The 19303-nt window shown below is 70.4% G+C and carries 16 protein-coding genes and 1 tRNA gene; 10 read left to right on the top strand and 7 right to left on the bottom strand.

The annotated features are described in order from the left end of the window. Positions 1-81 precede the first annotated feature (81 nt). The 3 genes from ACWZEH_RS17685 to ACWZEH_RS17675 form a co-directional block, all read right to left on the bottom strand. Positions 82-1737 (bottom strand): long-chain fatty acid--CoA ligase, encoded by a 1656-nt coding sequence (locus ACWZEH_RS17685; protein ID WP_456199661.1) that lies wholly within the window; start codon positions 1735-1737, stop codon positions 82-84. 136 nt (positions 1738-1873) lie between these two features. Continuing rightward, a complete protein-coding gene (locus ACWZEH_RS17680; RefSeq protein ID WP_456192157.1) occupies positions 1874-2434 on the bottom strand; it encodes a SigE family RNA polymerase sigma factor in 561 nt (186 codons plus the stop codon). A 676-nt stretch (positions 2435-3110) separates the two neighbouring features. Continuing rightward, positions 3111-3434, bottom strand: a complete 324-nt coding sequence (locus ACWZEH_RS17675) for a hypothetical protein (RefSeq protein WP_456192156.1) — start codon at positions 3432-3434, stop codon at positions 3111-3113. A gap of 359 nt (positions 3435-3793) precedes the next feature. Between ACWZEH_RS17675 and ACWZEH_RS17670 the strand changes: the two genes are divergently transcribed. From ACWZEH_RS17670 to ACWZEH_RS17650, 5 genes are all read left to right on the top strand, one after another. Beyond that, entirely contained in the window at positions 3794-4684 is an 891-nt protein-coding gene (locus ACWZEH_RS17670; protein ID WP_456192155.1) for a bifunctional DNA primase/polymerase, read from the top strand. A 555-nt stretch (positions 4685-5239) separates the two neighbouring features. Further along, positions 5240-5791: a DinB family protein gene (locus ACWZEH_RS17665; protein ID WP_456199659.1), complete on the top strand. Its 552-nt coding sequence runs from the start codon at positions 5240-5242 to the stop codon at positions 5789-5791. Between the two features lie 336 nt (positions 5792-6127). Further along, positions 6128-6328, top strand: a complete 201-nt coding sequence (locus tag ACWZEH_RS17660) for a hypothetical protein (protein WP_456192153.1) — start codon at positions 6128-6130, stop codon at positions 6326-6328. 189 nt (positions 6329-6517) lie between these two features. Continuing rightward, entirely contained in the window at positions 6518-6949 is a 432-nt protein-coding gene (locus ACWZEH_RS17655) for an NUDIX hydrolase (RefSeq protein WP_456199657.1), read from the top strand. A gap of 11 nt (positions 6950-6960) precedes the next feature. Further along, positions 6961-7383 (top strand): hypothetical protein, encoded by a 423-nt coding sequence (locus ACWZEH_RS17650; RefSeq protein ID WP_456192152.1) that lies wholly within the window; start codon positions 6961-6963, stop codon positions 7381-7383. A gap of 1256 nt (positions 7384-8639) precedes the next feature. Here ACWZEH_RS17650 and ACWZEH_RS17645 read toward each other — a convergent pair. Both ACWZEH_RS17645 and ACWZEH_RS17640 read right to left on the bottom strand, forming a co-directional pair. Then, positions 8640-8726 (bottom strand) — tRNA-Ser (locus ACWZEH_RS17645). 65 nt (positions 8727-8791) lie between these two features. Continuing rightward, positions 8792-10363, bottom strand: a complete 1572-nt coding sequence (locus tag ACWZEH_RS17640; protein ID WP_456192151.1) for a S1C family serine protease — start codon at positions 10361-10363, stop codon at positions 8792-8794. A gap of 297 nt (positions 10364-10660) precedes the next feature. On the opposite strand from ACWZEH_RS17640, the gene ACWZEH_RS17635 reads away from it, so the two are divergent. From ACWZEH_RS17635 to ACWZEH_RS17625, 3 genes are all read left to right on the top strand, one after another. Next, positions 10661-11488 carry a glycerophosphodiester phosphodiesterase gene (locus ACWZEH_RS17635; protein WP_456192150.1) on the top strand — a complete coding sequence of 276 codons (828 nt, stop codon included), beginning with the start codon at positions 10661-10663 and terminating at the stop codon, positions 11486-11488. Positions 11489-11670: 182 nt separating this feature from the next. Beyond that, positions 11671-12318, top strand: coding sequence for an ATP-binding protein (locus ACWZEH_RS17630; protein WP_456192149.1), 648 nt, complete (start codon positions 11671-11673; stop codon positions 12316-12318). A 235-nt stretch (positions 12319-12553) separates the two neighbouring features. After that, entirely contained in the window at positions 12554-13543 is a 990-nt protein-coding gene (locus ACWZEH_RS17625; protein WP_456192148.1) for a DUF5926 family protein, read from the top strand. Between the two features lie 471 nt (positions 13544-14014). Here ACWZEH_RS17625 and ACWZEH_RS17620 read toward each other — a convergent pair whose 3' ends face one another. Then, positions 14015-14680, bottom strand: coding sequence for a bifunctional DNA primase/polymerase (locus tag ACWZEH_RS17620; protein ID WP_456192147.1), 666 nt, complete (start codon positions 14678-14680; stop codon positions 14015-14017). A 528-nt stretch (positions 14681-15208) separates the two neighbouring features. Between ACWZEH_RS17620 and ACWZEH_RS17615 the strand changes: the two genes are divergently transcribed. Together ACWZEH_RS17615 and ACWZEH_RS17610 are read left to right on the top strand one after the other, a co-directional pair. After that, complete coding sequence (locus ACWZEH_RS17615; protein ID WP_456192146.1) at positions 15209-16759, top strand: PP2C family protein-serine/threonine phosphatase; 1551 nt, start codon at positions 15209-15211, stop codon at positions 16757-16759. Between the two features lie 325 nt (positions 16760-17084). After that, positions 17085-18596: an aminopeptidase P family protein gene (locus ACWZEH_RS17610; protein ID WP_456192144.1), complete on the top strand. Its 1512-nt coding sequence runs from the start codon at positions 17085-17087 to the stop codon at positions 18594-18596. 166 nt (positions 18597-18762) lie between these two features. Here the strand turns inward: ACWZEH_RS17610 and ACWZEH_RS17605 are convergent, their stop codons facing one another. Then, on the bottom strand, positions 18763-19227 hold the full coding sequence (locus ACWZEH_RS17605) for an ATP-binding protein (RefSeq protein ID WP_456192142.1): 465 nt from the start codon (positions 19225-19227) through the stop codon (positions 18763-18765). Positions 19228-19303 lie beyond the last annotated feature (76 nt).

Raw genomic sequence — 19303 nt, 5'->3', positions numbered from 1 at the left:
GCGGCCCCGCGCACGTCGGCCCGGACCGGCCGGCGTGTGCGGGGCACTTCACAGTGTGTCCGGCGCGCGCGCCGGAACCCGTCAGAGCCGGGTGATGTCCAGCGTGCCCTCGGCGTACTGCCTGCGCAGCACCTTCTTGTCGAACTTGCCGACGCTCGTCTTCGGCACCGACTCGATCACCGTCCAGCGCTCGGGCAGCTGCCACTTGGCGATCCTGCCCTCGCCGGCGAGGAACTCGCGCAGCGTGGTGAAGTCTGCGGTGGAGCCCTCCTTGAGGACGACGGTGGCCAACGGGCGCTCGCCCCACTTGTCGTCGGGGACGGCGACGACGGCGGCCTCGGCGACGTCCGGGTGGGCCATCAGCGCGTTCTCCAGATCGACGGAGGAGATCCACTCGCCGCCGGACTTGATGACGTCCTTGGCCCGGTCGGTGAGGGTGAGGAAGCCGTCGGGCGAGATCGTGCCGACGTCTCCGGTCTTCAGCCAGCCGTCCTCGCTGAACTTGTCGGCGGGGCGCAGGGGTTCGGCCCCGGCCCCGTTGTAGTAGGCGCCGGCGATCCAGGGGCCGCGCACCTCCAGTTCGCCCGCGGACTCGCCGTCCCAGGGGAGGCGTTCACCGCCGGGGCCGGTGAGCCGGGCCTCGACACCGGTCGGGAAGCGGCCCTGGGTCAGGCGGTAGGTGAACTCCTCGTCGGTGCCCACGGCATGGGCCGGCGGACGGGCGATGGTGCCGAGCGGGGAGGTCTCCGTCATGCCCCAGGCGTGGCAGACCCGCATGCCCAGCTGGTCGAACGCCTCCATCAGGGAGGGCGGACAGGCCGAGCCGCCGATGGTGACCTGGGTGAGGGAGGAGACGTCCCGCGGCTTGGCCAGCAGTTCGGCCAGCAGGCCCTGCCAGATGGTGGGGACGGCGGCGGCGTGGGTCGGACGCTCGCCCTCGATCATCTCGGCGAGTGGCGCGGGCTGCAGGAAGCGGTCCGGCATCAGCATGTTGACGCCGGTCATGAAGGTGGCGTGCGGCAGGCCCCAGGCGTTGACGTGGAACTGGGGGACCACCACCAGCGAGGTGTCCTGGTCGGTCAGACCCATCGACTCGGCCATGTTGACCTGCATCGAGTGCAGGTAGATCGAACGGTGGCTGTAGACCACGCCCTTGGGGTCCCCGGTCGTGCCCGACGTGTAGCACATGGCCGCGGCGGCACGCTCGTCCAGCTCGGGCCAGTCGTAGGCGGTGGGCTTCCCCGCGATCAGGTCCTCGTACTCGTGCACCCGTACCTGCGCCTGCGCCGCGGCGTCCGCCAGCGCGGAACGGTCCCCGGGGCCGGACACGACGACGTGTTCGAGCGACTTCAGGTGCGGCAGCAGCGGAGCGAGCAGCGGGATCAGCGAACCGTTGACCAGGACCACCCGGTCGGCGGCGTGATCGACGATCCACACGAGCTGCTCGGCCGGAAGGCGGAGGTTCAGGGTGTGGAGCACCGCGCCCATGGAGGGGATCGCGAAGTACGCCTCGACATGCTCGGCGTTGTTCCACATGAGGGTCGCGACCCGCTCGTCGCCGGTCACTCCGAGGTCGTCGCGCAGGGCGTGGGCCAGCTGCGCCGCGCGGGTGCCGATCTCGGCGTAGGAACGGCGGTGCGGCTCGCTCTCGCCGGTCCAGGTGGTCACCTGTGACGTGCCGTGGATCGCCGACCCGTGGGTCAGGATTCTCGAGATCAGCAGCGGTACGTCCTGCATGGTGCTCAGCACGGCGTCCTCCCGGGCGACATTGCCTACGCGGCGGTAACGGATGTGCTGATTCTGCGCACATACCGCGCGGTATGTCACTAGAGGAACGAATGATCGATCACGTACCGCGAAACGACATTTCAGGTCAGGATCGAACAAGACCCAGCTCAGCGTCGTCCCGCAGCTTGCCGAGCGCCCGCGAGACGGCCGACTTCACCGTACCCACCGATACGCCGAGCACCTCGGCCGTCTGCACCTCGCTGAGGTCCTCGTAGTACCGCAGAACGACCATGGCGCGCTGCCGCGCGGGCAGCCGCATGATCGCCCGCCACATCGCGTCGCGCAGCGCCTGCCGCTCGGCCGGGTCGTCGGCCGCGGACACCGGGTCCGGCTCGGGCAGCTCCTCGCAGGCGAACTCGTCCACCTTTCGCTTGCGCCACTGCGACGTCCGGGTGTTCAACAGCGCCCGGCGCACATAGCCGTCGAGCGCACGGTGGTCCTCGATACGCTCCCAGGCGACGTACGTCTTGGCGAGCGCGGTCTGCAGCAGGTCCTCCGCGTCACTCGGGTTCCCGGTCAGGGACCGGGCGGTACGCAGGAGCACCGGCTGGCGAGCCCTCATGTACGACGAGAACGACGGGTACGGGAGGGTCTGCGTCACTGGAGCAGCGGCGTTCGAAGCGCTGGTGCAGACGGGTGTGGTCATGGCTCAACGCTATGAGCGGGGTGCGTCCGGCGGATCGGCCGCAAGTCCCGAAGCCGCGTCCCCCTCAGGTTGTAGGGGTAGTACCTGCCGCACCTCCTGAAGGTGGACGAGCGGTGGAGAGCCACTGCGGGTTCACCCCTGGGGGGAGGCACACCGGCACCCCGGGGCCTCACCCGCTCCTCAGGGGCTCCCCGACGCCCCTGGGCGCCCCCGCACCCCCGAGCGCCGAGGCCGGCATGCCTACGCCCTCCGCCACAGAGCCCCCCTCTCGCGACTCCACCACGCCTCGAACGGCAGCGGGCGCTCCGCCCCCGGCGGCTCCCCGGCCCCTGCCCCACCGCCGGCCCCCACTCACGCGGCCCCCTCGCCGTCCCGCACCGCCTCCCCCCGTGCCCTCCATGAGCCACGAGATTCCCGACCGGCCGCCAGATATCACCTCCTGTCAGCTCCACCCCCTCACCCCCTCACCCCCTCACGCGCGCACACGCCCACACGGGCACACGGCACAAGCGCAGACACAGATACAGGCACACGGACCGGCTCCCACCCGATCGGTGACCCCTCCCCCGCGAGACGTGCGCGCCTCGGTGTCTCGGCGCCGCCGCGCACACGTCCCGCACCCCCACGAAGCGCACCCCGCACAAGCCGTCAGGGGACCACCGGCCCCCTCACCCCACTACCACAGCGGGGTGAAACTGATCGCCACATTGTCGTTGCCCTGGTTGACGGCCGTGAAGGCGGAGCCGTTGACCTGTGCGGTGTTGCTCTGGTTCGAGGCACCGGGACCGACGGCCTGCTGCTGCGAAGTGGCCGAGGTGCCGAAGTTGTCCCCGCCGACGCCGCTGCCGACCACCCCCGCCGTGGCACTCGCGGCCGTGGCACTCGAGCCGTCCTCCGCGAGAGCGCCGTTGTCCGCCGCCGCGACGCCGGTGAAGAGGGCTGCCGCCAGCGGAAGGGCGGAGGCGGCGGCGATGACACGGGCGGTACGGATGCTTGCCATGTTGTGTTTCCTCCAGAACCAAGGACACGCCGGCTCATGACCGTGTGTGCCCGATATACGGCTGTCACCAGGGAAGTTGGCCGACCGCCCCGGGCTGTACTCGACGTCGCAAGAGCAGGATTGCCCACCGAACACCCATGAACCACCTCTGAAGCCGTCATTCGCACGCAAGCGTGAGGGCAAGTCGATAAACCCCCACTCGACCCTCAATCCGTCCCCTCCGCCCGACAAGGGAACCTCCGCACCAAGCCCCACAAGAGGTGAAGCGTTCCGGCACATTTCCCGCCAACCATGCGGACCCCGGCGTGTCGCCCTGTCCCCCTCTTCCCTTATTCGAACATGCATACGAAAATAGAGGCATGGCCACCACCGACCGGCAGGCCACGACGCTGGCCCTCGCACACGCCCTGTCCGCCGCCGAGCGCGGACTGGCCGTCATCCCGCTGTCCCGGACGAAACTCCCCGCGCTGCGTTCTCCGCACCGCGACGAACCCGATCCCCGCCCCGGCCCCGGCCCCACCACCCGCTGCCGCGGCGAATGCGGGCGCTTCGGGCACGGTGTGTACGACGCCTCCACCGATCCCGCCCGCATCCGCGCGCTGTTCGCCGCCGCCCCCAGGGCCACCGGCTACGGCATCGCCTGCGGACTGCCCCCGCACCACCTGATCGGCGTCGACCTGGACACGAAGACCAGCACCGACTCCTCCGCCGCCCTGCGCGAACTGGCCCTGCGCCACTTGTTCACGATCCCCGCCACGGTGGTCGTCATGACCCCCAGCGGCGGCCGCCACCTGTGGCTCAGCGGCCCGCCGGACGTCGTCGTCCCCAATTCCGCGAGCCGGCTCGCTCCCGGAATCGACATCCGGGGCGCCGGCGGCTACCTGGTCGGCCCGGGCTCCCGGACGGACCACGGCACGTACACCGCCGCCCCGGGAACCGCGCACCTCATCCCCGCCGCGTGCCCGCCCTCCCTCCTGCGGCTCCTGCTGCCCCCGCCCCGCGCCCACCACCCCACACCCCCGGCGGCCGGCGGTCACGGGCAAGGACTCGTCCAGTTCGTCCTCGCCGCCCACGAGGGCCAGCGCAACACCCGCCTGTTCTGGGCGGCCTGCCGCGCCTACGAGGACGGCATCGGCCCCGCCCTGGTGGGCCCCCTGGTGGAGGCGGCCCTCAACACCGGCCTGTCCGAACGCGAGGCCCGCGCGACGATCGCCTCTGCAGCCCGCATGACAGGCCACCACCACCCCTGACGACAACACACAGACCGCCCCGCCCTCCCCCTCCCTCTTCACCCCACAAAAAACCGAGAGCCCCGGATGCACCACCGCCCTAGAGTGCCGACCATGTCACTCACGGGCGTCGTCCTCGCCCCAGGCCGCTCGGCCGACCTCTCCGAGCTGCGGATGCCGGCGGCGCTCGGGGGCTGTCCCTGCGAGCCCCTCGACGACCGGAAGATCACCCCGGCGCTGCGGTCCGCCGAAGACGCCTTCCCCGGGACCCCGCTCCACCTGGTTCCACCGCCGCGCGAACACCCCGACCAGTACGCAGGCGCTTTCGGTCCCGTGGAGGTCGTTCCCGCCGCGACCGGCCCGGGCCACTTCCGCTCCGAGGCCCTCGACCCGGCCCACGACCGCGCCCTGCACCGCTCCCGCCTCACCGTCATCCGGTTCCGGCCGGCCTCGCACGTGCCATCGGGCACGACACGGAGCCCGTACCGCGGGAGGTCTCCCGGGAACAACCGGCCGAGGACGAGGAGATCCGACCGCGCGCCCCGCACACCCCGCACACCCCTGGAAGGCCCTCGAATGAGCACCCCCGCCCCCGCCCCTGTCCCCGTCTCCCGAACGGAACTACTGCGCTGGCAGTTCGAACTGACCTGGTCCCTGTTCGAATACCACCTGGAGCGACTGGAGCCGGACGACTTCCTGTGGGAGCCCACCGCCCACTGCTGGACGATGCACCGTTCCGCCGACGGCATCTGGGCCCCGGACTGGGCGGAGACCGAGCCCGACCCCGTCCCCGTCCCCACCATCGCCTGGATCAGCTGGCACATCGGCTGGTGGTGGAGCGTGACCCTGGACCACACGCGCGGGCACCCGCCCCGGGAACGGACCGACATCACCTGGCCCGGCGAAGGGCCGGCGACCGTCCAGTGGCTGCGCGACCTGCGGACGGAGTGGCTCACGACCCTGAACGGCCTCACCGACACCGACCTGGACACCAAGGCGCCCTTCCCATGGCCGGGGCCGGACGACCCGGCGTACACCCTGGCCCACACGATTGCCTGGGTGAACACCGAGCTCCTGAAGAACGCAACAGAAATCGGCCAGCTCCGCCTGCTACGAGCGGCCTCCTGACCGCATGTCCGCACACGCCGGCCGGAAAGTGGGCGGAGCTGCCGGTATGACGCCTGCGTCTTTCGCTTGGGCCGCGGTGCGATGGAGGCGGGTCGGCCAGTACCCTCCGTCGACGAACGTGGCCCTCCCCGGCTCAGGGGTGGGCCACCGGCCCTCTTCGATCTCGACGCGCTTTCCGGCCGGCCGGACACAGACGTCACCGACCTTGAATGCGCGATGTCGTCAGGGCGGTTCACACAGGACGGTGGCGACGAAACCCTTTGAGGCTTTCCCGTTTCCAGCACGCAGGCTGATACGATCCGTCATCAATTCGTCACCCAACGTAAGGAGATGAAAATGATTCGTCGCATCGCCATCGTCCTCACCGGCCTTGTCACCGCGGGATTCTTCGCCGTGGGTACCGCGACCGCCGCACCCACTGACTCAGGGCCTCAGCCTCAGGAGGCCTCGCAGGAAAAGGCCGGTCTCGACTCCACGGGTAACGTTCTCGGCTCCCTCATCGGCGGCATCAAGGAGACATTGGGGCAAGGCCTCTGACATCACCTCGGCAGCGCCGGAAAAGGCGGCCGAAAAACTCCCCGATCCCGCGCACACGCATTGCCTCACCCGCGCGCCTCGTGGCGTTCTTCGGCCGCCTCTGCTCGAGCTGCCAATAGGCCCCCTTTCACGCCTCCGCACCGGCTCCACGACCGCATCGAAGTACTGCCATCCATCCACTTCGATCACCTGCTCGGACGCGAAGAGGTCCAAGGTCGGCACAGCCGCATCCAGAAGACGCCGGGCGGTTCCTGGTTCACAGAGACTGGGACAGCTCCGGTCCAAGAGGCGCACCGCGGCTCCGGACTCGAACTCGACGAGACCCCCGAGGCCGGCGCAGTCCGCGAGATCCTGGAGAAGACAGGTATCCACGTCGAGGTGGACGAACTCACCGGCGTCTACAAGAACACGACCCGAGGCATCGTGGTCCTGGTCTTCCGCTGCAAGCCCTCCGGCGGCACCGAACGCACCTCTGACGAGTCGGCAGCCGTCTCCTGGCTCACACCCGACGAGGTCAGCGAGCGCATGGCGGAGGTCTACGCGATCAGGCTCCTGGACGCCCTGGACGGCAACGGTCCCCACGTACGAAGCCACGACGTCAAGCAACTGCTTCGCCCGTGATAGAAGGTCACATGACAGCGGAAAACACGGCGCGCAGAAAACTACGGCCGCTCGCGGAACTCACGAACATCCATGAGTTCCTGGACGAGGTGCGACAACGCCCTTCGATGTGGATCCACGGCAACTCCCTCCACCATTTGGAGTCGATGCTGGCCGGCTACCGGATCGCCATGGAGATCCATGGTGTCCACGAGGAGGAGTACGACTTCTGGAGCCCTGGCAGTCAGGGGCCGTTCACAGACTGGTTGCGGGGACGCCTCGGCCGAGAGAGCGCGCTCAGGTGGGCAACAGAGATCGAACGCGAGGCCGAAGCCGCCGGCGTACCTGCGGTTGAGCTGTTCTTCAGCCTCCTCGACGAGTACCGAGCCGCGCGAAGCGCGGGCCGGCCCATGGGGCCGCAGCGAAGCAACGGCCCGGAAGTAGAGCCCGCATAGCGCAGTGACGGTCAAGGCAGTGCCTCCGGCGGGGGATCGGCCGGCACCGGGATGGGGAGGGGGCGCCGTCGCCGACCGCGGGCCCGCAGTGGCGTGCGGGGGTCCCATCCCGTCCACCGCCGCCCCAGGCAGAGCCGAGCAGACGCGGCCCCTGGCGACTGGGGGAGGGCGCTGGTGGAGCAGTAGTGGCCCGGAAGGGTCGCACGCCGATCCTGGTGCGGCGAGAGACCGCTACAACGCGGGCATGCGGGCATCACATGGTTCGATGCGAAATCCGTTTCGCGTGGAATTGCCCGTTGCGCACATGGGCTTGGTGCTTGTGATCATCACAAGTGTGTTCGTGGGAGTGGTCTGGTCACCCAGGACGGGCGCGATCATCGGAGGAGCCTTTGCCGCGCTGTTCGTTGTCGCTCTGTGCGTGGTGCTTCTGGCAGGTAGCCGAGGGCGGGACGCAGTGCGCGCCGCATACAAGTTCACGTTTGGCTGGGCGGACTGGATCACGCCCTGGAGGCACATCATGCCGCCTGTCAGGAGCGCTCCGGGTGCCTGACATCAATGCTTGACACCAACAGCCGCGCACACCCCGATCAACGCCGAGCCTCAATGGACGGCCGATGCAGGTCCACGACCGATCAGCCGACATTGACGAGCCGTTGTGATCGACCTGATAAGGATGAGGATCGAACCTGTCCCAGGCGGGGCGCCGCTCTCAAACGATGGGCGGCGCCCCGCCGGCTCGACTCGGCCATTGAGACTCCACGACCGCGTTCGCCGGCCGCTCCACTCAAGTGCAAGCAATGCACACGGCGAGGTCGGCCGAGAGGAGCACGGTGCGCGCTCGATCGGGACCCGAGATGCTCGCAAGGTGAATCTGTGCATCACCTGCGTCCCGTAGGCGGTCGACCGCTTCGGGAAGCCCTGTCCGCGGCGTGCCACCTGCCTCCCTCAGACCTTCCAGACGCCAAGACCACAGGTCCCAAAGCTCCAGTGCGGACACCGTGCTACGCCCTTCTGTGAGCCAAGCGAAGTCGGCACCGGCAAGGAGTACCGCGCGGGCTTCATGTGCTCAGGCGCCGTTGTTCGAAGCCAAGGCTGCGGCCAACTGCTCACGAGTCATGGCACCAGGATCTCGTTCTCCTTGCGTGCCCGATCCAGCGGGGAGCCTCGGCGAATGACGGCATTCAGCGGGGAGCAAGCACAAAAACGACCCCCGACCATTCTTACCTGGTCAGGGGCCGTTCTCACTGCTCTCAACGCGGAGGCGGTGGGATTTGAACCCACGGTGACATCGCTGCCACGACGGTTTTCAAGACCGTTCCCTTAGGCCGCTCGGGCACACCTCCCCGCACTCGCCGGGTGATCGGCGGCGCGGGGACAAGGGTAACGGGTCCGTGCGGGCGGGGTGGGATCAGCTGTCGCCGACGCGGGAGCCCAGGGTGAGTTCCGTGGTCTGCTCCTTGCCGTCGCGCTCGTAGGTGAGGGTGACCTCGTCACCCGGCTTGTGGGTCCAGATCTCGCCGATCAGGGTCGGCCCGGAGTCGATGACGCGATCATCGAGCTTGGTGATGACGTCACCGGGCCGCAGACCGGCCTGGTCGGCGGGCCCGTCGGGGTCGACCGCCTCGGAGCCGGCGGCGCCCTGTTCTGTGATCTTCGCCCCGCCCGTGCCTTCCTCCAGGGAGACCGACGCGCCGATCTTGGCGTACACCGGCTTGCCCGTCTTGATCAGTTCCTGGGCGACGTACTTGGCCTGGTTGATCGGAATGGCGAAGCCCAGACCGATGGAGCCGGCCTGGCCGGTGCCGAAGCCGCCGTTGCTGGTGGACTGGATGGCGGAGTTGATGCCGATGACGTTGCCCTGGGCGTCCAGCAGAGGTCCGCCGGAGTTGCCCGGGTTGATCGAGGCGTCGGTCTGCAGGGCGCTCATGTACGAAGCCTGGCTGCCGGCGCCGTCGCTGGAGGCCACCGGGCGGTTCTTCGCGCTGATGATGCCGGTCGTCACCGTGTTGGACAGGCCGAACGGGGCACCGATGGCGATCGTCGAGTCGCCGACGGCGACCTTGTCGGAGTCACCCAGGGTGAGGGGCTTCAGGTCCGAGGGGGCGTTCCGCAATTTGATGACCGCGACGTCGTAACCCTGGGCGTTGCCGACCACCTCGCCGCCGTACTTCTTGCCGTCCGGGAAGGTCACCGCGACCTTGCCGCCGTCCACGGCGTCCGCCACCACGTGGTTGTTGGTGACGATGTGCCCCTGGGTGTCGAACACGAATCCCGTGCCGGTCCCGCCCTCACCGCTGCTGCTCTCCGCCTCGATGGTGACCGTGCTCGGCAGTGCCTGGGCTGCCACGCCCGCGACCGTACCCGGGTCGCGCTTGACGTTGCCGCCGCTGGTCGACGACGAGACGGTCGTCGAGCCGTTGCTGTCGTTGTTCTTGGCCAGCGTGTAGCCGAGGCCGCCGCCCAGGCCGCCCGCGACCAGCGCGGCCAGCAGGACCGTGGCGATCAGGCCGCCACGCCTGCCGCCCTTCTTCGGTGCCGGCGGCTGCTGGTACGAAGAGCCCCAGCCGTCCGCGCCGTGACCGGCGCCGCCGTCGTACGACGGGGTGCCCGGCGCCGGGGGCGGGGGCCAGGAGGCGGCGGGCGGGGAGGAGGCTCCCGACGGAGGGCCTGCTTGGGGCTGGTTCTGGGCGCCGTGGCCTTCCTGGCCGGTGTGGGCAGCCTGAGCGGTATGTCCGGCCGGCTCGCCGTATCCGCCGCGGTCACCGCCGCCGTATGCCGGGTACTGCCACGAGCCGTGGCCCTGTGCCGCCCCCGGCGCGTTCGGCGGGACGGGGGGCAGGGGGGTCGTCGGGCCGCCCCCGTCCGGAGCCTCACGCTCCGGACGCGCCTGAGCAGCGGGAGCGTCCACCGGCGTGGGCGGTACGGGCGGGGCCGGGGGTACCGATGCGCCCTCGCTTGTGCCCTCGTTCTCGGTGCTCACGGCTCTCTCCTCGATCCACGGCTGTTGTTCCAGGTCGCACTCGGTCACGCTCGTTCACGCATGTCGACGAGTCCGGCGCGCTTCAGCTGTGCGTATCTCTTTGTATGACGTCAGCTTTTCCCATGGGCCGTCAGGGCACCATAAGCCGTTCCTGTGGGTGCGAGGCCCTTCCTTATACAGGGCATTACTCACTAAGGGTGCACCATTCCCATGCCTCCGATCAGACCTCCGCGTCGACCTGACCATCGACACCCGAGCGACCGCGCAGGTACCCCCATGCGATGGCACCATGACGCGGTGACCCACGCACGTCAACGTCCGATCCAAGTCGTCGCCCACCGCGGAGCCTCCGAGGACGCCCCCGAACACACCCTGGCCGCTTATCGCAAGGCGATCGAGGACGGTGCGGACGCGCTCGAATGCGATGTACGCCTGACCGCGGACGGTCATCTCGTCTGCGTTCACGACCGCCGCGTCAACCGTACGTCCAACGGTCGCGGTGCGGTGTCCGCACTGGAGCTCTCCGATCTGTCCACCCTGGACTTCGGCTCCTGGAAGACGCGTGACCCACTCGGGGGGCGGATCGAGGAGCCCGACTGGGAGCACAGGCCGGAGGACAGGGAGGCGACCTCCGTCCTCACCCTGGAGCGGCTGCTGGAGCTTGTCGCCGATGCCGACCGCCGGGTGGAGCTGGCGATCGAGACCAAGCACCCCACGCGGTGGGCGGGACAGGTGGAGGAGAGGCTGCTGCTCCTGCTGAAGAGGTTCGGCCTGGACAGCCCCGGCTCCCCCGAGGAGTCACCGGTACGCGTGATGAGCTTCTCCGCGCGGTCGCTGCACCGTGTGCGCGCCGTCTCACCCACCCTGCCGACGGTCCACCTCATGCAGTTCGTCTCGCCCCGGCTGCGCGAGGGGCGGCTGCCGGAAGGGGTGCCGATCGCGGGCCCCTCGATCCGGATCGTCCGCAGCCACCCCGCGTACATCGAGCGCCTGAAGCAGTCCGGTCACCAGGTGCACGTGTGGACCGTGAACGATCCCCAGGACGTGGACGCCTGCGTCGGCCTCGGGGTCGACGCCATCATCACCAACCGCCCCCGCGCGGTGCTCGACCAACTCGGCCGCTGAGCGGCACAGGACGGCTCGGCCAAGAGCCCCGCGCGCTCCGTGCAGTCCGCGCAGTCCGCGCAGGGCTCTTGACCGCGGGCCCCCTCTCACCTCATGCTCACATCTCGGCCACATCGACGAAATCCAGCCACCTGGTTACGGGGAGTGCTCCGGCGCATTCGGTAAGTGCTCGGTTGTTTCGAGTGCGTCACCGCACATGGATGGGCCGGTTTCCGGTTCAGGCCCATGGGGCATTCACACCGTGGCGTGGGGCGAAGGAGGTCTCGGGGGTGGCGTTGGTGGTGGCACAGGAGGTGCCCACGTCGTCGAGCATGGCCGTATCCCATGGCCCTGCGGACGTGGGGAAAGCAAGGCGCCGCATGCGCCTGCAGTTGCGCGACGGCGGCGTGGCGGACACGGTCATCGACGATGCCGTACTGATCCTTTCCGAACTACTGAGCAACGCGTGCAAACACGGCAGACCCCTGGGTGGCGCCCTGGCCGGGGAAGGCGACATCCGCGCAGCCTGGCAGGTGGATCACCGCGGCCGGCTCATCGTGGAGGTCACAGACGGTGGAGGCCCGACCCGGCCCGCGCCGGCGACCCCGTCGGTCACCGCGCACGGCGGCCGGGGGCTGAACATCATCACGGCCCTGGCCGACGACTGGGGCGTACGCGACGAGGTGCCCGGCGAGGTCACGGTATGGGTCGTCGTCCACGACGACGTGTACGACCCGGACGCCGGACACCGGCGCGACGACTTCGCCGCGCGGGTAACGGCTCCAACGGTGTCCGAGATGCCCGAGATTTCCGACCTGGAGTTCGCGGACGTCTTCGACCGCCTCGACTGACCGGCGCACCCGCGCGGCGGTCCCACGGCCACCCCGCGCGGTCGTCCACCGTCGACCACGTCGGCCCCCGTCAGCCGTCTCGCGGCGCCCTCGCGGCCACCTCGCGCGGCCCCGGCCCCGTACCGCTTGCGCGTTGCCCACAGGCGGCACGTCGTCCACAGGGTCCCTCCGGTCGCGTCGTGAACGACTAGGCTCCCGCCCGTACGAGACGAGCCGTAACCGGGAGACACCCACGATGGCCAAGAAGCGCCCCCAGACCAAGGCCAAGCGCCCGCAGCCTACGGACGGAGCCCGCGCCGCAGGCGCTGACGGGGACTTTCCGGTCGTCGGCGCCCGCGAGCCCTGCCCCTGCGGCAGCGGCCGCCGCTACAAGGCCTGCCACGGCCGTGCCGCCGCACACGCCGTGACCGAACTGGTGCAGCGCCCGTTCGAGGGAGTGCCGGGCGAGTGCGACTGGGTGGCGCTGCGCGAGCTGGTGCCGGCGGCCACCGTCGAACTGCCCCTCAAGGACGGCCTGCCCGACGGCGTCCCGTCGGTCACCCTGGCCACCGTGCTGCCGATGGCCTGGCCCGCGCTGCGCCGTGACGACGGCTCGGTCCTCCTCGGCCTGCAGAACGACACCTCGTCCGGTGACATCAGCCGCGACCTCGCCGACACCCTCCAGCGGGCGCTCACCGCCGCTCCGGGCACCCCGGTGCAGGCCCGCCGCGCTCCGGCCGAGGGGCCCCGGCTGCAGGATCTCCTCGACCCCGAGGGCACGTTCGAACCGGTGGTGCACAGCGGCTTCGAGTTCTGGGTCCCCGACCCGGAGAACGCCACTCCGGACGTGACCGCCTCCCTGGAGCGGGCCAACGCGGCGGCCATCCCGACCGTCAAGCTCTCGGGCGTGGACTCCGCGTACTGGTGCGAGACGCCCGAGAAGAACCATCTGCGGTGGGTCATGCCGCACCCCGAGGAGCAACTTCTGGACGCCTTGGCGCGGCTGCACGCGGCAGGCCGCTCCTCCCTCGGCGAGGGGACCCGTCTCGTGGGCTCCTTCCGCGCTCACGGACTCACCGTCCCGGTCTGGGACCTGCCCAGCGGGGTCGGAGCCGAGGACGTGGAGAAGCCGGCGGCCGAGTTCGCCGAGCGCCTCGCCGCGGCCCTGGCCACCGACGCCCCGCTCACCGGCGACGAGCGCCGCGCGCGCGGCGGGCTGACCAACCGCCAGGTCACCCTCAGCTGAGGCACGGGCGCGCTCCCCGGTCGCGCCGACGGCCCGGTCAGTGCGACCGCCCGGTCCACGTGACCGGCTTCGTCCACAACTCCCGGTGAAGACAAGCCAGTCGGTGACCGGAAAAGCTGAGTTCGAATTTGCTAACCGCCGATCTCTTGTTACCGTTCCAGTAGCCCGGTTGCTGGTGCATCCCCCGTCGCCAGCAACCGGGTCTTCGCTTGACCGCGCTTCTTCGCAGAACGCGGTCGCGCCTCAACCACCGGTTCCCCTTGGACGGTTGTTCCCGGAGCGCAGCGCGACAGCGGCCGACGGCCCTCGTGCGGCCTGGTCGGCGAACTCGGTGGTGCGCGCCCAGCGCGCGTGCAGTGCCGCAGGCGGCCGTGCCACTGGGTCTCCGGTGGAAACCCATGGGAACGACGCAGCCGCCGGACGCCGCGCGCGGCGACAGGAAGTACCGGACCCCGCGCGCGTCGGCGGCCACTACATCTCGGGCGCGCTCACACCCGTACCGGTGAGGGCCTCGACCACGGCGTCCACCACGGCCTCGACATCGGGCACCCAGGGCGAGGCCGAGCCGGGCAGCGGCGCGCGCTCCCAGCGGACATCGCCCAGGCCGGTGGCGGACGGGGGCAGGGCGAGGTAGCCGCCCTCGCCGTGGAAGCGGAGCGAGCCGGGGACGAAGTCCTTGGCGTACAGCAGCTCGCCCAGCTGCTCCAGGGAATACGGCTTGACCAGGATCGACCAACGGTCCGCCGCGGCGACGACCGGGCCGAGCCGCATGCCGTGCCGGTCGAGGGCGACCAGGGCGCGGGCGGCCGGCGCGGCGGGCAGGGAGACCGCGCAGGGAGCCCTGCCCCCCGTGGCCAGGACGATGGGCGCCGTGGGCCGGTTGCCCCACCACCAGCGCACCATGCGCGCGTCCGTGGTGGCCGCGAGGAGCCCGGGGTCGAAGGGATGGGCGCCCGGCACTGTGCATTCGGGGTCCGGGCAGCCGCAGCGGGACCCGCCCCGCGGGTCCTTCGCCACACCCGGGAGTACCGGCCACTGCCAGTCCGAGGCGAAGGTCAGGGCCGCTTCGATCAACCGGGGCCCCCTGCCGCCTCGCCGGGACAGGAGGCTGCGTCGCCTTCCGAGGATCTCGCGCATGAGCGCTCGTTCCTTTCCGTTGCACGCCTGGCAACACCGTGGTCCACATCACAACATGTGTCGATCACTGCACTGTGCGTACCTACTGTGCGTACCTGTTGGCGCATCACACCCCTGCACCGGGCAGGGGGAGCCCCTACGGGCCGAACAAGGACTGCCTCCGCGGCCGTACCACCCATACTGCGTCGATCGGAAGCACGGGGGTGGCGCGGGGGTGGCGAAGTCTGGCGTTTACCGTCGCACGTGTTTCTCTCCGCCTCCGCCACGGGAGGATGGGGCACGGTCGTCGGTGGTTAAGACGCCCGGGTCCGCCGCCAGGTTCCCGGGTGATTCCCAACCACCCCTGGCCTTCTCCGAGTACGTACCCATCACGACCGCTGTGACGCTCCGTCGAGCGAGCCCAGTCGATCGCAATCAACCTCCCCTTGAGGCAGTTTCAAGCCAAGTTTCCTTTTCGGCAAGGGGGCGGGAGTGGAGTCTTTCCGGGCTCCCTCCAGCCTCACGGACACCAGTAATCCCAGCAGGACAATGCTGGACATCTCCTCACGAGAACGTGTACATGTGGAGACACTGCCGGCGACGCAGAACGACATGGGGGTTTGCGATGCTTTTGAGCAGTTCGTACCGGTGGGAAAGCCGGACGCCATGAACGCCCCGCACCCTGCGAAAGTGGCTGGAATCGATTCAACAGTTCCGGCCCCCGCACACACTGCCGCGTCCGCTGCTACGGGTACCTCTCCGGCTGCCCCGGCAAACCCCCAGAACGCACCGGGCGTGCTCCTGCAGGACCGACTCGCGGGATGGGTCTCCGATCTCACGACCCTCCACGAGCTGACCGAGCACCTGGCCCGCACGAGCTCCCTCGACGAGGCGCTCCGGGAACTGCTGCGCGCCGGTGCCGCCCTGGTGGGCGCCCGACGCGGTCTCGTCGTCCTGGAACCCGCCGACGGCCGCGGACCGGACACCACGATCGGTCTCGGCCTGGCCCGCGCGGATCTCGGCCACATCGAGACGATCCCGCGCGGCGCGGTGCCGTACGGCAGGATCCTCGACGGACTGCCCGGTGCCGACGACGGCATCGCCGTGCCCGACCTGCTCGCCGAGAAAGGGCTCGACCCCCGGCACCGCGAGGTCGCCGCCCGCCTCGGCTACGCCGCGAGCTACACGCTGCCCCTCACCCCCGAGGCCGCGGCGGGCACGGACGCCACGCAGACAGCGGAGGCGGCGCGTCGCCTGGGCGCCGCCGTGTGGCTCTACGACGAACCCGCCGAGCCGTCAAAACGCCAGCGGCACCTCGTCGGCCTCTACGCCCGCTACGCCGCCGAGCATCTCGCCCGCCTCCTGGAGCTCGAGCGCACGCGTGCGTCCATGGCCATCATGGCCGAGGAACTCCTCCCCTCGCGCCTGCCCCGGATCCCCGGCGTCCAGCTCGCCGCCCGGCACCGCGCCTCCCCGCACGGCGGCGGCGACTGGTACGACGCGCTGCCACTGCCGGACGCCGCCCTCGGCCTCGCCGTGGGGTCGGTCACCGGGGCCGGGCCGAGCGCGGTCGCCGCGATGGGACGGTTTCGGGCGTCCCTGCGCGCCTACGCCGTGATGGAGGGCGAGGACCCGGTGGCCGTCCTGTCCGACCTGGAACTGCTGCTGAGGCTCACCGAACCCGCCCGGTCGGCCACCGCACTGTTCGGTTACTGCGAACCCGCTCTGCGCAGGATCACGCTGGCCGGTGCCGGTCACAGTCCGCCGCTGTTGCTCGGCGAGCACCGTACGGAGTTCGTGGAGACGTCGGTCTCGGCCCCCCTGGGCATGCTCGCCTGCTGGGAGGCGCCGAGCGTGGAGGTTCACGCGGAACCGGGAGAGACGGTTCTGCTCTACACCGACGGGCTGCTGCACCGCACCGGTGACCCCACCGACCGCGCCTTCGCCCGGCTGCACGCGGCTGCCGCCGGGGTGCCCCAGGCGCTGCGCCGCGACCCGGGCGCGATCGCCGACCACATCCTGCGCACCGTGCTGCCCGAGGGCGCTCGGACGGCGGACTCCACGGAGGACGTCGTCCTGCTGGCCGCACGGTTCGAGTAGCCACGCCGCGCGGCGCGAGGCAGGACAAGGCAGGAAGGGGCGATGCCGCGCGCGGGCAGGAACCAAAGAGGCGGGAAGGCGCCGGTTCGCAGCACCCGTTCCGCGGCATCGGTTCGCGGCCCGCTCGGTGTCCGCTTCTGTGCTTGTCCCCATTCCCGTACCCGCTCCTGTGCCCGTTTCCATCGCCCTCCGCGCGCCCTTGGTAACAGGTCCTTCCCCCGGGTGACCGTTTCGTCGGTAACCGTACGATGGGGGAGGCCCCCCGGCTCGGACGAAACCGACACCCCTGGGGAGGCCCAGAGCCTTACCGAGGAGGATGACCGCTGTGGCAGAAGAGCTCCCGACCGCGTTCGACGAGGCCGCCGGGACGACAGGCCCCGAAGGCCCGGAAGCCGCGGCGGGCCCCGGGACCGCCGAGGAAGAGCCCGTCAAGCAGCGCAAGAACGGCCTCTACCCCGGCGTGTCCGACGAACTGGCCGAGAACATGAAGAGCGGCTGGGCCGACACCGAGCTGCACGACCTCGAGCCGGTCCCCCAGGCCACGCAGACCGCCGCCCGCCGTGCCGCGCTGTCCGCGCGCTTCCCGGGCGAGCGCCTGGTCGTCCCCGCGGGCAACCTGAAGACGCGGTCCAACGACACCGAATACGCCTTCCGCGCGTCGGTCGAGTACACGTACCTCACCGGCAACCAGACCGAGGACGGCGTCCTCGTCCTGGAACCGACGGCCGACGGCCACCAGGAGACGATCTACCTCCTCCCGCGCTCGAACCGCGAGAACGGCGAGTTCTGGCTGGACGGCCAGGGCGAGCTGTGGGTCGGCCGCCGCCACTCCCTCACCGAGGCCGAGAAGCGGTACGGCATCCCCGCCTCCGACGTGCGCGAGCTGGCCGGTGCCCTGCGCGAGGCCACCGGCCCGGTGCGCGTCGTGCGGGGCCACGACGCCGGCATCGAGGCGGCGCTGACCGACAAGGTCACCGCCGAGCGCGACGAGGAGCTGCGGGTCTTCCTCTCCGAGGCCCGGCTGGTCAAGGACGCCTTCGAGATCGGCGAGCTGCAGAAGGCCGTCGACTCCACCGTGCGCGGTTTCGAGGACGTCGTGAAGGTCCTCGACAAGGCCGAGGCCACCAGCGAGCGCTACATCGAGGGCACGTTCTTCCTGCGCGCGCGGGTCGAGGGCAACGACGTCGGCTACGGCTCCATCTGCGCCGCCGGCCCGCACGCCACCACCCTGCACTGGGTGCGCAACGACGGCCCGGTCCGCTCCGGCGACCTGCTGCTGCTCGACGCCGGCGTGGAGACGCACACGTACTACACGGCGGACGTCACGCGCACGCTGCCGATCGACGGCACGTACAGCACGCTGCAGAAGAAGATCTACGACGCCGTGTACGACGCCCAGGAGGCCGGTATCGCGGCCGTGAAGCCCGGCGCCAAGTACCGCGACTTCCACGACGCCGCCCAGCGGGTCCTGGCCGAGCGGCTCGTCGAGTGGGGTCTGGTCGAGGGCCCGGTGGAGCGGGTGCTGGAGCTGGGTCTGCAGCGCCGTTGGACACTGCACGGCACCGGCCACATGCTCGGCCTGGACGTCCACGACTGCGCCGCCGCGCGCACCGAGACGTACGTCGACGGCACCCTGGAGCCGGGCATGGTGCTCACGGTCGAACCGGGCCTGTACTTCCAGGCCGACGACCTGACCGTCCCCGAGGAGTACCGGGGCATCGGCGTCCGCATCGAGGACGACATCCTGGTGACCGAGAACGGCAACCGGAACCTCTCCGCCGCGCTGCCCCGGCGCTCGGCCGAGGTCGAGGCGTGGATGGCGGCTCTCAAGGACTGACCACGGCTCGAGGGGCTCTCCAGGGATTCTCGAGGGACTCTCCAGGGCTCAGGAACCGCTCGAGCGGTCGATCGATGAACTGATGCGCGCACGCGCACCGCGGCCGGGCACCCCTCAGGGGTGCCCGGCCGCGGTGCGCCGGGGGTTCGGTGCGAGCGGGTGGTGGTCACACCGCCATCAGCGGCGCGCCCTTCCGCCATTTGAGGATCTTGTCGAAACTCACCACGGCGCCACCCCTGTCGGGCTTGTTGCCGATGTGGACGTGGTCGGCGAGCTCCTGGATGAGGCAGAGGCCGCGGCCGTGCTCCGCGTCGTACGGCGCGGGGCGGGCCGGCGGATGGGCGCGGCGGCCGGCCACGGCGGGAAAGCCGGGGCCCGCGTCGGCGACCTCGATACGGCACTTCTCACCCTCGAGATAGGCGGTCACCCGGTACGCCTCCGCAAACCCGCCCCGGACGGTGCCCCCACCGTGCTCGACGGCGTTCGCACAGGCCTCGGTGAGGGCGACGGAGAGGTCGTAGGAGATGTCGGGGTCGACGCCCGCGGTCTCCATCGCGCCGAGAAGAAGGCGACGCGCGAGCGGCACGCTCGCAGCATCCCGGCGCAGATGGAGTGACCACCAGATGCTCATGCTCCAGCCTCCCGGCCGCGGCTCGACATACCGTTACCTATTGCCCTGCGTACACGCTTGTAAGCGTCCCGCTGAC

This window comes from Streptomyces yamdrokensis (assembly GCF_053890455.1).
The sequence above is the reverse complement of the archived record's forward strand: the minus strand, read 5'-3'. Positions and strand labels throughout refer to the sequence as shown.

Excerpts from the sequence above, each read along its gene's own strand:
- ACWZEH_RS17685 (WP_456199661.1), bottom strand. The coding sequence starts at position 1,737 with ATGCAGGACGTACCGCTGCTGATCTCGAGAATCCTGACCCACGGGTCG.
- ACWZEH_RS17680 (WP_456192157.1), bottom strand. The coding sequence starts at position 2,434 with ATGACCACACCCGTCTGCACCAGCGCTTCGAACGCCGCTGCTCCAGTG.
- ACWZEH_RS17675 (WP_456192156.1), bottom strand. The coding sequence starts at position 3,434 with ATGGCAAGCATCCGTACCGCCCGTGTCATCGCCGCCGCCTCCGCCCTT.
- ACWZEH_RS17670 (WP_456192155.1), top strand. The coding sequence starts at position 3,794 with ATGGCCACCACCGACCGGCAGGCCACGACGCTGGCCCTCGCACACGCC.
- ACWZEH_RS17665 (WP_456199659.1), top strand. The coding sequence starts at position 5,240 with ATGAGCACCCCCGCCCCCGCCCCTGTCCCCGTCTCCCGAACGGAACTA.
- ACWZEH_RS17660 (WP_456192153.1), top strand. The coding sequence starts at position 6,128 with ATGATTCGTCGCATCGCCATCGTCCTCACCGGCCTTGTCACCGCGGGA.
- ACWZEH_RS17650 (WP_456192152.1), top strand. The coding sequence starts at position 6,961 with ATGACAGCGGAAAACACGGCGCGCAGAAAACTACGGCCGCTCGCGGAA.
- ACWZEH_RS17625 (WP_456192148.1), top strand. The coding sequence starts at position 12,554 with ATGGCCAAGAAGCGCCCCCAGACCAAGGCCAAGCGCCCGCAGCCTACG.
- ACWZEH_RS17620 (WP_456192147.1), bottom strand. The coding sequence starts at position 14,680 with ATGCGCGAGATCCTCGGAAGGCGACGCAGCCTCCTGTCCCGGCGAGGC.
- ACWZEH_RS17615 (WP_456192146.1), top strand. The coding sequence starts at position 15,209 with ATGCTGGACATCTCCTCACGAGAACGTGTACATGTGGAGACACTGCCG.
- ACWZEH_RS17605 (WP_456192142.1), bottom strand. The coding sequence starts at position 19,227 with ATGAGCATCTGGTGGTCACTCCATCTGCGCCGGGATGCTGCGAGCGTG.